The sequence below is a fragment of the Micromonospora sp. DT228 genome (assembly GCF_049841595.1).
GTDB lineage: Bacteria > Actinomycetota > Actinomycetes > Mycobacteriales > Micromonosporaceae > Micromonospora.
Genome location: NZ_JBNCKO010000040.1, coordinates 1 through 10,776, shown reverse-complemented (window position 1 = coordinate 10,776; position 10,776 = coordinate 1). Strand labels below are relative to the sequence as shown.

The window sequence follows — 10,776 nt, the reverse complement described above, 5'->3', positions numbered from 1 at the left end:
CGGACAGCACGCTCTTACGCATGATCGTGTTCATGGGGGTAGCTCCTTCGGGGGTAGGAACACCCAGCCACCACAACGGGGGGTCGGCGGCACGGGTGTGAGCACCTCGTCCGGCGCTGCACAAACAGAGAAGAAGTCTGGGGGGTGACACCCTGTCGGCGTCGGGGTCGGCGACCTGCAAGCGGGGGGCTCGTGGCGCCGGGTCCATGTGTAACGACCGGGGGGCCAGGGTCATTCCGGGGGTGGCCCATCCCGCGGCACCCTCGTCATGGCGGTGCCTGCGGCCGTTCGTGGGGACTGTAACGACCGGATGGAGGCTGGCATTCCAACCTGAGCGACCAGCCCTCAACGGTCGGGCGGCGGGTCGGTGGTCCTGCGATCGTCAGGGTATGTAACGACCCCGGTCGCGCCATGATTCCGGCCCACGAGTGCGCCCGGCCACACCCCAGCACCACCCAGCACCGGACAAACCACCCACGGCGCGTGCGATCCCAACCCACCGTCACCCGCGTGATCCACTCGAGTTCACGAAAGTCGGGGCATCCCGCACTCCCGGACACCCCGACTTCACCAAACCCGAGTCGATCACGACGGGCTACGCGCGCCAGCTCGGCGGAAAACGGACAACCTTCGGAGTGATGACGGCCAGGCCGGCGCGCCTGGAGCAGGGCGCTCGGATCGACCTGAGCGACACCGGGTCTGCCGGGCGTTACCCTGACACCATGCAGGCCGTCTCCCCCACCCCGACCGGCGTGGCCTTCCTGGCGCGTCCCGGTCGCCCCGCCGTGGTGGCGAGAACACTCGCCGAGCTGGGCGGCCCGACCCGGGGTGTCGTCGAACTGCCGGTCCGGTTGATGTGGAACGCCGAGCGTACTTTCGACCTCGGCGACCCCGACCAACTGCTCTGGATGTACGAGAACGTGCTCCGCGAGACCACCCGTGCCGACGACCTGCGGGCGCTGATCAACGGGCGGATCCTGCGCCGGGTGTGGCGACTGCTCAACCTGCCGCGGGGCGTACGGCAGGCGTGGGAGAGCCGGCACCGCGGCCTGCGCGCGGCGTGATCGCGCCGCACCTGCACGAGTTCTACCGGGAGGTGGCCCGGGTGGCGCTGACCGCCGCCGGGCCGTACCGGTTCGTGTTGGGGGGTGGGGTGGCCTGGGCGGCGCACGGCTTGGTCGCCCGCCCGACGGAGGACGTCGATCTCTTCGCGGACGTGGAGGGCGCTGCGGCGGCGGCGTCCGCCGGGGTGCGGGTGGCGTTGGAACGCGCCGGCTTCACCGTCACCGACGCGGACCCGGACAGTGAGCTGGCCGAGCTGTTCGACGGGTACGGCCAGGACATGAAGGACTTCGTGGTGAGCCGGGACGGCCGGCAGATCCGGCTCAGTCTCGCCCGCTTGGACCGTCAGCAGAGCCCGGTGGTGATGGACCTCGGCCCGGTCATGGACGTCCGTGACCTGGTGGCCAACAAGATCGCGGCACTTGTCAACAGGCGGGAGGTCCGGGACTTCATCGACGTGGCGGCGGCGCTGGAGCACTACGACGTGACCGAACTGTTGGTGCTGGCCCGGCAGGTCGATCCCGCGCTGGATCCGGCGGACGTGCGGGCCGCCGGCCGCTACCTGGACGGGTTGTCCGAGCAGCGTTTCGGCCGTTACGGCCTGAACGCGGCCGACGTCGCCCAGGTCCGCAGGCGCTTCGCCGCGTGGCCGCGCTGACGCGACCGCCGTCGGGGCGGGCAGCCGAGCGGTGCCCGCCCCGGTGGCAGATCACTTGGTCGGTCGACCGCCCGTGACCCCCAGGATCTCGCCGGTGACGTAGCTGGACTCCTGCGAGGCGAAGAAGACGTACGCGGGGGCAAGCTCGGCCGGCTGGCCGGGACGCCCCTCCGGAGTGTCGGTGCCGAACTGCTTCACCTTCTCCTCCGGCATCGTGGCCGGAATCAGTGGAGTCCAGACCGGGCCGGGTGCGACCGCGTTGACCCGGATGCCCTGCTCGGCCAGGTCGGCGGCGAGGGCCTTGGTGAAGTTGGCGATCCCCGCCTTGGTGGTGGCGTAGTCGAGCAGCTGCGGCGACGGGTCGAACGCCTGGATCGACGCCGTGTTGATGATCGCCGACCCCTCGGCCAGGTGCGGGATGGCGGCCTTGCAGAGCCAGAACATCGCGTACAGGTTGGTCTTGAACACCCGGTCGAACTGCTCGGTGCTGATGCCGAGGATCCCCTTGTCCTGCGACATCTGGTACGCCGCATTGTTGACCAGGATGTCGATGCCGCCCAGGTCGCGGACCGCCCGGTCGACCAACTCCTGGCAGTGCGCCTCATCGGTGATGTCGCCGCGTACCGCGACGCCTCGCCGGCCGGCCTCCTCGACCAGCCGGATGGTCTCCCGGGCGTCCGCGTCCTCCTCCTCGCTCAGGTACGAGATGAGCACGTCGGCGCCCTCCCGCGCGTACGCGATCGCGATGGCCCGGCCGATCCCCGAGTCCCCGCCGGTGATCAGCGCCCGCTTGCCGTCGAGCTTGCCGCTGCCCCGGTACGACTCCTCCCCGTGGTCGGGCTTCGGGAACATGTCAGCGGTCGACCCGGGCGGTGACTGCTGCTGTGCGGGCTGACCGGACTGCTGGCCGTACTGGCTGGTCGGGTCCTGCTGGGTGTGCTGGTCCTCGCTCACGTGATAACTCCTCACTGCGCGCGGGAAGCGGGGCTTTCCCGCGAATATCGTCCCGGATCGCCCTACCCCGCGCCCACCTGCGGAAACCGCAGTAACCCTCGGGGCTGGCGTGGCGGGGGTGACGGCCGCTGGTTATGGTGCGCAAGGCGCTCACGAGGCGCGTCCACCCCCATGGAAAGGCACGTCATGACCTTCTCCTCCGGCCCGTCGCGCCGCCAGGTGCTCGTCGCCGCCGCGGCGGCGACGGCCGCCCCGCTGATCGCCGCCGCGCCCGCGCAGGCGGCCGGCAGGCCCCGGCCGCGCACCTGGGACCTCACCCTCCTCGGCACGTCGGACACCCACGGCAACGTCTACAACTGGGACTACTACCGCGACGCCGAGTACGACGACAGCAAGCAGAACGACATCGGCGTCGCGAAGCTGGCGACCCTGATCAACCAGATCCGTCGGGAGCGGCGCGGCAAGGCGACCCTGGTGCTGGACGCCGGTGACACGATCCAGGGCACGCCGCTGGCCACGTACTACGCCAAGCAGGAGCCGATCACCGCCACCGGGGAGAAGCACCCGATGGCCCGGGCCATGAACGTCATCGACTACGACGCGGTGACGCTTGGCAACCACGAGTTCAACTACGGTCTGCCGTTGCTGGACCTGTGGATCCGTCAGCTCGGCTTCCCGGCGCTCGCCGCCAACGCGGTGAACGCGAAGACCGGCAAGCCGGCCTTCCTGCCGTACGTCATCAAGAAGGTCTCCCTCGGTTTCGCCGCGCCGACGCTGCGGGTCGGCATCCTCGGGCTGACCAACCCCGGCGTGGCCATCTGGGACAAGGGCAACGTCGAGGGCAAGCTGCGCTTCGACGACATGGTCGCGACCGCCGCGAAGTGGGTGCCGATCATGCGGGCGCGCGGCGCGGACCTCGTGCTGATCTCCGCGCACGGCGGTGACAGCGGCACCTCGAGCTACGGCCCGGAGCTGCCGAACGAGAACCCGGTGGCGTTGATCGCCCAGCAGGTGCCCGGGATCGACGCGATCCTCTTCGGTCACGCGCACAACGAGGTGGTCGAGCGGTTCGTCACCAACGAGCGGACCGGCGCGCAGGTGCTGCTCTCCGAGCCGTCGAAGTGGGGCCAGCGGCTCACCCGGATGGACTTCACCCTCGCCCGGGAGCGTGGCCGTTGGACGATCACCAAGAAGGCTGCCACCATGCTGAACACCAACACGGTGGCCGAGGACCCGAAGGTGCTCGCCGCCGTGCGGGCCCAACACCAGAAGACCATCGCGTACGTCAACCAGGTGGTCGCCCAGTCCACAGTCGAGTTGTCGGCCGCGGAGTCGCGGTACAAGGACACACCGATCCTGGACTTCATCAACCACGTGCAGACCGAGGTGGTCGGCGCGGCCCTGGCCGGCACCACGTACGCGGACCTGCCGGTGCTGTCGATCGCGGCGCCGTTCAGTCGTACCGCGGTCTTCCCCGCCGGTGACGTCAAGATCCGCGACGTGGCCGGCCTGTACGTCTACGACAACACCCTCGAGGCGGTCGTGCTCAGCGGCGCCGAGGTGCGCGCGTACCTGGAGTACTCGGCGAAGTTCTTCCGGACCCTCGCGCCGGGCGCGCCCGTCGACCCGGAGCAGATCAGCGACCCGGCGGTGCCGGACTACAACTACGACGTCTTCTCCGGCCTCGACTACGACATCGACATCTCCAAGCCGGTCGGGCAGCGGATCACCCGACTGGTGCTGACCGGCACCGACACTCCGGTGGCCGACAACGCGCAGTTCGTGGTGGCGGTGAACAACTATCGGCGCAGCGGCGGCGGCAACTTCCCCGGCATCGTGAAGACCCAGGTCTACAACGCGCAGCAGGAGATCCGGCAGCTGCTCATCGACTGGGCGCAGGCCAGGGGGACGATCGACCCGGCCGATTTCTTCCAGCCCAACTGGCGGCTCGTACGCGAGGGCGTGCCGCTGTTCTGACCACAGCGAATCGCGAGCGGGCCGTGGGTGGCGACACCCGCGGCCCGTTCGTGTCTTCTCAGCCCTGCACGTTCCAGCGGACCGGGTCCTCGGGCTCCGGCTGATCTCGCCCGGGGTCGGTCTCGGTCAGGGCGACCCGCTCGTCGGGGCGGACCGCGGGCGGCAACTCCCCGAAGCGCGCGTGCCGCAGGAACGCGTACTCGTCATCGGTGAACGGCTGCTCGGTCATCGGCACCTCCTGTTGCTCTCCGTCATTGTCCGGTGTGCGGGGTGCTCGACACCAGGTCACCGTCACACCGCGTAGAGCATCCTAGGATCCTGGGTGAGCAGTGGAGGACCGTCGACGCCGGTCGGGCAGCCGGTCGAGCACCGCGAGCGCCGCCCGGATCGGCCACCGTCGCAGCATCTCGGCGAAGCTCGCCCGACCCTGGCAGAACTGGACGAACATCCGCCACCCCGGCGGGGTCGCCAACAGGGCGTGGAACACCCCCGGACGCCTGGTGAACACGTCAAGCAGCCGGAACCCGGCCCGCATCTCCGGCACCAGACGCTCGGCGACCGCCCGCTCGTACCCGGCCAGATCTCCGCCGGCGACCGCCGCGCCGGCCAACTCACCCGAGCGCAACGCGAAGCTGATGCCCTCCCGGCTCCACGGCTCCAGCAGCCCCGCCGCATCGCCCACGACAAGCACCCGACCGTTCCGCAACGGCGAATCCTCCTCGCGGCACCGGGTCAGGTGACCGGAGTCGTGCTGCGCCGGCAACCCGGTCAGCCCCAACCGGTCGACGAACCGCCGCAGGTAGTCCCGGGTCCCCTCCCCCGCGCCCCGACCGGCGATCACACCGACAGTCAGTGTGTCGTTCTTCGGAAAGACCCAGGCGTACGAGCCCGGCATCGCCCCCCAGTCCAGCAGCAGCCGCCCCCGCCACCGCTCCTGCTCCGCCGGCGGCACCGGAATCTCCAGCTCCAGACCCAGGTCCACCTGCCGGTACCGCACCCCGACGTGCCGGGCGCTCACCCCCGAGGAACCATCCGCCCCGATCACCGCACGGGCCGCGATCGTCGTACCGTCGGCCAGCCGCAGGCGTACCCCCTCGGGGTCCTGCTCGATCGCCCGGACGGCGACCCGCTCCCGCACCTGCGCGCCGGCGGCGACCGCCGCCGCGCGCAGCCGGTCGTCGAACTCCTCGCGGCGCACCATCGTCACCACCGGACTGTCGTGACGGCGGGTGAACTCCCGGCGGCCGTCGCGGGTGAACGTCACCCGGTCCACCCGGTCGTGCGCGGGCACCTCGATCCGACCGTGGACCGCCGCCAGGGAGGTGCCGATCAGGCCACCGCCGCAGGTCTTGTACCGCGGGTGCGCGGCCCGCTCGACGACAAGTGTGGACACGCCCGCGCGGGCAGCGGCGTAGGCCGCGGACAGGCCAGCGGGGCCGGCGCCGACGACAACGAGGTCCCAAACGATCACGAAAGCAGCCTAGGGGATGGCGAACCGCGCACTCGTTCACCGAGGGGGTGATCCCGCACGGCTATCCTCGGTCGGTCCGCGCCTGCGGCCCAACGCCTGACCGACAGCCAACCGGACGGGGAGCCGTACGTGGCCATCAGCATCGACAGGCTCACCCTGGGCTACGGCGACCACCTCGTGGTGACCGACTTCGCGCTCGACGTCCGGCCCCGGGAGGCGGTGGCCCTGCGCGGGCCCAACGGCGCGGGAAAGTCCACCCTGCTGCGGTGCGTGGCCGGTCTGCACGCCCCGCGCGCGGGCACCGTGACGGTGGCCGGTCTCCCGGTGGACGAGCGGGACGCGGGGTTCCGCCGCGCGGTGGTGGCGATGCTCGACGACGTCGCCTGGTATCCGTCGCTCACGGTTCGCGAGCACGTTGATCTGGTACGGCTGCTCAACCCTCCGGATACCGGCGCCTGGTGGGATCCGGCCGAGATGCTGGACCTGCTCGCCCTGGCTACCGTCGCCGACGACTCCCCCGTGCGGCTCTCCTCGGGTCAGCGGCAGCGCCTGACGCTGGCCATGGCCTTCGCGCGGCCCAGCCGGGTACTCCTGCTCGACGAGCCGGAACGACACCTGGACGCGGCAGGTCGGCAGACCGTGATCGACCTCGTGCGGGCCTATCTCGACCGCGACGGCGCGGCGCTGATCGCCACGCACGACCCCGACCTCGCCGAGACGTGCCGCATCGTCGAGGTCACCGGGCCCGAACACCCTCGGCACCCGCGGTGAGTGTCGGGCCGGCCCCGGTCTCCGCGCGTACGGTCCGCCGGTGGCTGCGGGCCCGCCAGGTGCGCCAGGCCCGGGAGCAGTGGAGCGCCGACGGGCTCTACACGGTCGCGCTGGCGCTCGTCTTCCTGCTCGTCATGATCGGTACGGCGGTACACGGCTATCTGCTGGACACCGACCGGGCCGGGCCGGCGAGCACGGCCACCGTGCTGGCCGTGGCGCTGGGCAGCGTCGGGGCGCTCCTCGCGGGCGCGGCGCTGGCGGGGCCCCTCGGAACCTCCGCCGCGGCGCTGAGCTGGCTCGCCACCAGCCCGCTGCGGCGCGCCGAGATGCTGCGTCCCCGCCTCGTCGCGGTGCTCGGCGCCGGCCTCGTCGGCGGGGTGCCGCTGGCCGTCGTCGCGGCCCGGCCGACGGTCGTCGTCCCGGCGTTCGCCCTCGGCGTGGCGACGGCCGCCACGGCGGTGCTGGTGCAGACCTCGGCCCCTGATCCAGCCCGGGTGCTGCGGATCTCGGCGACGGTCTGCGGCGTCGCCGCGGTCACGGTGGGCCTGCTCGGCATCGCCCCGGCCGGGCGTCCCCCTGCCGTTCCGGTCACGGTGATCGCCGTGCTGACCGCCGCAGTCGCGACGTTCCTGGCCACGCGGCGGCTCGACGCGGTACGGCTGACCACCCTGCACGCCTCCGGCGCGTCCGTGCTCGCGGCGACCGGCGGCGTCACGGCGGGAGATCCCGGCCTGCTGTCCCGGGTCGCCGAGGACCGCCGCTGGAAACGGCACCCGCCGCGCGGACGGTTCCGGCTGCCCGCCGGCTCCTCGGCGATCCCGGCCCACGACGTGATCACCCTCCTCCGCATGCCGTCGCGGATCCTCCTGATCGCGGCCTTCGCCGCCATCCCCGCCCTGATCACCGTGGCCCCCGCGAGCCGGGCCGCGCTCTGGCTCGCCTGCGGCCTGTACGCCACGGCCCAGGTCACCGGCAATGTCCGCTACGACACCGACCGCCCCGGACTGGGCCGGCTGCTCGGCCGCACCGACGGTGCGCTGCTGCGGCTGCGCGCCGTCGTACCGGTGGGCGTCGCGGTGTTCTGGAGCGCCGGCTCCGCGGCGACGCTGGCCTCGCAGACGGGTGCGGACCCGGCGTGGGGCGCTGCTCTCGGCGCGGCGGCGGGCCCCGCGCTCGCCGCGGGTGCGCTGCGCTCCTGCCGTCGATCGTTCGTCCGCCACGACTACCCGCTGATCGTCACGCCCCAGGGAGTGGTGCCCAGCGGACCGCTGCTCTGGGTCACCCAGGCGTTCGACGTGGCGTTGATCGGCACCCTGCCGGCCCTGGCCGCGATCACCGCCGACGGCTTCGGCGGTATCGCCGTGGCCATCCAGGCGGTCCTGTCCGTCGTCGTGCTGACCACGTTCCTCACCGCGTCCGGGACGCGCCGGGCCCGTGGACGTCTCCGTCGCTCCGCCCGGGCGACCGTGACCAGAGCGGTGACTGTGGTGTGGCGGCTCTGAGCCGCCCCACGCCTGCACGCCGCTGCCGCGCCTGATCAGCACCGCCCGATCGGGTGTGCATCTTCGGTCGGCCAGGGGGTAACCGGCGCACGGCAACCGCCGCACGACGGCGGTCGGACGAAGGAGGAAGCATGCAGCAGGTGCAACTGTCGGAGGCCGAGCAACGGGTGTACCAGGCGGTCACCACTCTTGAGGCACGCGGACAGGTGCCCTACCCGGACCTGATCGCCGAGGAGTCCGGGCTGACCGGGGAACAGGTGGGCACCCCCCTGCACCTGCTCACCGAGAAGGGCCTGCTGCACCGCGAGGATTCGCCAATGGCGGGTCTCGACTTCGGTCCCCGGTTCTGCGCCCGCCAGATGGCGTGAACCGCGGAACAAGCCGGGACGATTCGCCCCCCGCTGACCCGGGTAGGGGTCAACGATGCGCGATCGACGGTCAACGGGGGGCACGATGAACGCGGCGCAACCGCCGCAGCCGGTGGACGCGGCCGCGAACCGGCGACGCTGGCAGGCCGTCGGCGTCGGACTGGTCGCCGCGTTCATGACGTTGCTCGACGTCAGCATCGTCAACGTCGCGGTGCCGTCCATCGACCGGGCGCTGCACGCCTCGTCGAGCGACCTCCAGTGGATCCTCTCCGGGTACGCGCTCACCTTCGGCCTGGCGCTGGTGCCCGCCGGTCGCTTCGGCGACGCCCGCGGCCGGCGCAACGCGTTCGTCTTCGGCATCGCCCTGTTCACCCTGACCAGTGCGCTTGCCGGCCTCGCCACCTCCCCGACCTGGCTGGTCCTCGCCCGCCTGCTCCAGGGTGCCGCCGCCGGCATCGTCAACCCGCAGGTCATCGGGCTGATCCAGCAGCTCTTCCGAGGCCCGGAACGGGCCCGCCCGTTCGGGCTGCTCGGCGCCACCATCGGTATCTCCACCGCGGTCGGGCCGCTGCTCGGCGGACTGCTCATCGCCGTCGGCGGCGAGGAACACGGATGGCGGTGGGTCTTCTTCGTCAACGTGCCGGTCGGCATCCTCGCGGTGATCCTCGGCTGGCGTCTGCTGCCCGGCCGCCCCGCCGGTCAACCCGGCTGGCGCCAACTCGACCCCGTCGGTGTCCTGCTGCTCGGCATCGGCGTCGTCCTCGTCCTGCTCCCGCTCGTGCAGGAGCAGCAGTGGCGGACCCCCTGGAAGTGGGCGCTCATCCCGGTCGGTCTCGGGGTGCTCGTCGTCTTCGGGCTCTGGGAACGGCGGTACGCACGCCACCACCAACCACTGTTCGACCTTCGACTGTTCAGCGTCCGGTCGTACACCCTGGGGTCGCTTATCGCGCTCGTCTACTTCGGCGGCTTCACCGCGATCTTCTTCATCTTCACGCTGTTCCTGCAGATGGGTCTCGGCTACAGCGCGCTCGTCGCGGGCCTGGCGATCACCCCGTTCGCCCTGGGTTCGGCCGCCGCAGCCGTCCTCGGTGGCCGCATCGTCAACCGCCTCGGCCGACCACTTGTCGCCATCGGTCTACTCACCATCGTGATCGGGCTGGTCGCGACGGTTGTCGCGTTGCACCTCGCCCCGGACGCCCCGGCCCCCTGGGTCACCGCCGGACCGCTGCTCGTCGCCGGCATCGGCAGCGGGCTGGTGATCGCACCCAACCAGACGATCACCCTCGCCGACGTCCCGGTAGCGCAGGCCGGTAGTGGCGCGGGCATGCTCCAGACCGGTCAGCGGATCGGCGCCGCCGCCGGCATCGCCGCCGTCGGCTCGCTGTTCTTCTCATCGCTCGCCGACAGCCGCGGCAACTGGACCACATCCTTCGAACGGTCACTCATGCTGGCCACCGGCATCATCGCGCTCGCGCTGATCTGCGCGCTGATCGACATCCTCCGCACGCGCCATCAGAAAACCTGACAACACCAGGGGTACGCCGCTGGCCGGCACCCCGCGGTGCGAGGGCCGGCCAATCCGGTAACGCCGCCGACCGGCACCCCGGGGTGCGGGTGCCGGTCAGCGGTCGGTGCGGTGGTGCGGGGTGCGGTCGGTGCGGTGGTGCGGGGTGCGGTGGTGCGGTGGTCAGCTGTTCCAGTGCTGGCCGACGAGGTCGGTGGCCTGCTGCTCCCACTGGGCGTAGGCGTCGGGGTAGGCGGAGACCTGGACGGTCTGCGCGGCGTCGGTCAGCGCCATGTCCTGCCAACCGTCAACCTGCTTGAGGCCCTTGAGGAACGCGGTGGTGGAGTACTCCGGGTTGGTGATCTGCTCCGGGCTGCCCCAACCACTGGACGGGCGCTGCTGGAACAGGCCCAGCGAGTCGTGGTCGTTCATGTCGCCGAGGTGGCCCAGGTTGTCCAGCTTCGACTCCTGCAGGCTCGTCGCGATCGAGATGACCGCGGCGCGCTCGG

Annotated in this window: 10 protein-coding genes and 1 pseudogene; 7 read left to right on the top strand and 4 right to left on the bottom strand. The window is 71.5% G+C overall.

Translation table 11 applies throughout. The features are described from left to right. Positions 1–722 precede the first annotated feature (722 nt). Positions 723–1,064, top strand: a complete 342-nt coding sequence (locus tag ACLQ29_RS35220; RefSeq protein WP_425775675.1) for a hypothetical protein — start codon at positions 723–725, stop codon at positions 1,062–1,064. After that, entirely contained in the window at positions 1,061–1,720 is a 660-nt protein-coding gene (locus tag ACLQ29_RS35215; protein WP_425775674.1) for a nucleotidyl transferase AbiEii/AbiGii toxin family protein, read from the top strand. The genes ACLQ29_RS35220 and ACLQ29_RS35215 overlap by 4 nt, the downstream gene beginning before the upstream one ends. Before the next feature lie 51 nt (positions 1,721–1,771). Here the strand turns inward: ACLQ29_RS35215 and ACLQ29_RS35210 are convergent, their stop codons facing one another. Then, a complete protein-coding gene (locus ACLQ29_RS35210) occupies positions 1,772–2,674 on the bottom strand; it encodes an SDR family oxidoreductase (protein ID WP_425775673.1) in 903 nt (300 codons plus the stop codon). Between the two features lie 186 nt (positions 2,675–2,860). Between ACLQ29_RS35210 and ACLQ29_RS35205 the strand changes: the two genes are divergently transcribed. After that, positions 2,861–4,651 (top strand): bifunctional metallophosphatase/5'-nucleotidase, encoded by a 1,791-nt coding sequence (locus tag ACLQ29_RS35205; RefSeq protein WP_425775676.1) that lies wholly within the window; start codon positions 2,861–2,863, stop codon positions 4,649–4,651. Between the two features lie 58 nt (positions 4,652–4,709). Here ACLQ29_RS35205 and ACLQ29_RS35200 read toward each other — a convergent pair whose 3' ends face one another. Both ACLQ29_RS35200 and ACLQ29_RS35195 read right to left on the bottom strand, forming a co-directional pair. Beyond that, positions 4,710–4,880 (bottom strand): hypothetical protein, encoded by a 171-nt coding sequence (locus ACLQ29_RS35200; RefSeq protein WP_357559949.1) that lies wholly within the window; start codon positions 4,878–4,880, stop codon positions 4,710–4,712. A gap of 81 nt (positions 4,881–4,961) precedes the next feature. Next, positions 4,962–6,122: a geranylgeranyl reductase family protein gene (locus ACLQ29_RS35195; RefSeq protein WP_425775672.1), complete on the bottom strand. Its 1,161-nt coding sequence runs from the start codon at positions 6,120–6,122 to the stop codon at positions 4,962–4,964. 129 nt (positions 6,123–6,251) lie between these two features. On the opposite strand from ACLQ29_RS35195, the gene ACLQ29_RS35190 reads away from it, so the two are divergent. The 4 genes from ACLQ29_RS35190 (at position 6,252) to ACLQ29_RS35175 (ending at position 10,288) form a co-directional block, all read left to right on the top strand. Next, positions 6,252–6,893: an ABC transporter ATP-binding protein gene (locus ACLQ29_RS35190; RefSeq protein ID WP_425775671.1), complete on the top strand. Its 642-nt coding sequence runs from the start codon at positions 6,252–6,254 to the stop codon at positions 6,891–6,893. Then, a complete protein-coding gene (locus ACLQ29_RS35185) occupies positions 6,890–8,395 on the top strand; it encodes a DUF6297 family protein (protein WP_425775670.1) in 1,506 nt (501 codons plus the stop codon). The genes ACLQ29_RS35190 and ACLQ29_RS35185 overlap by 4 nt, the downstream gene beginning before the upstream one ends. A gap of 131 nt (positions 8,396–8,526) precedes the next feature. After that, positions 8,527–8,763 (top strand): hypothetical protein, encoded by a 237-nt coding sequence (locus tag ACLQ29_RS35180; RefSeq protein WP_393370505.1) that lies wholly within the window; start codon positions 8,527–8,529, stop codon positions 8,761–8,763. Positions 8,764–8,848: 85 nt separating this feature from the next. Continuing rightward, positions 8,849–10,288 (top strand): MFS transporter, encoded by a 1,440-nt coding sequence (locus ACLQ29_RS35175; RefSeq protein ID WP_425775669.1) that lies wholly within the window; start codon positions 8,849–8,851, stop codon positions 10,286–10,288. A gap of 162 nt (positions 10,289–10,450) precedes the next feature. On the opposite strand, the pseudogene ACLQ29_RS35170 reads toward ACLQ29_RS35175, so the two are convergent. Then, a pseudogene (locus ACLQ29_RS35170) lies at positions 10,451–10,776 on the bottom strand (hypothetical protein); the annotation flags it as partial.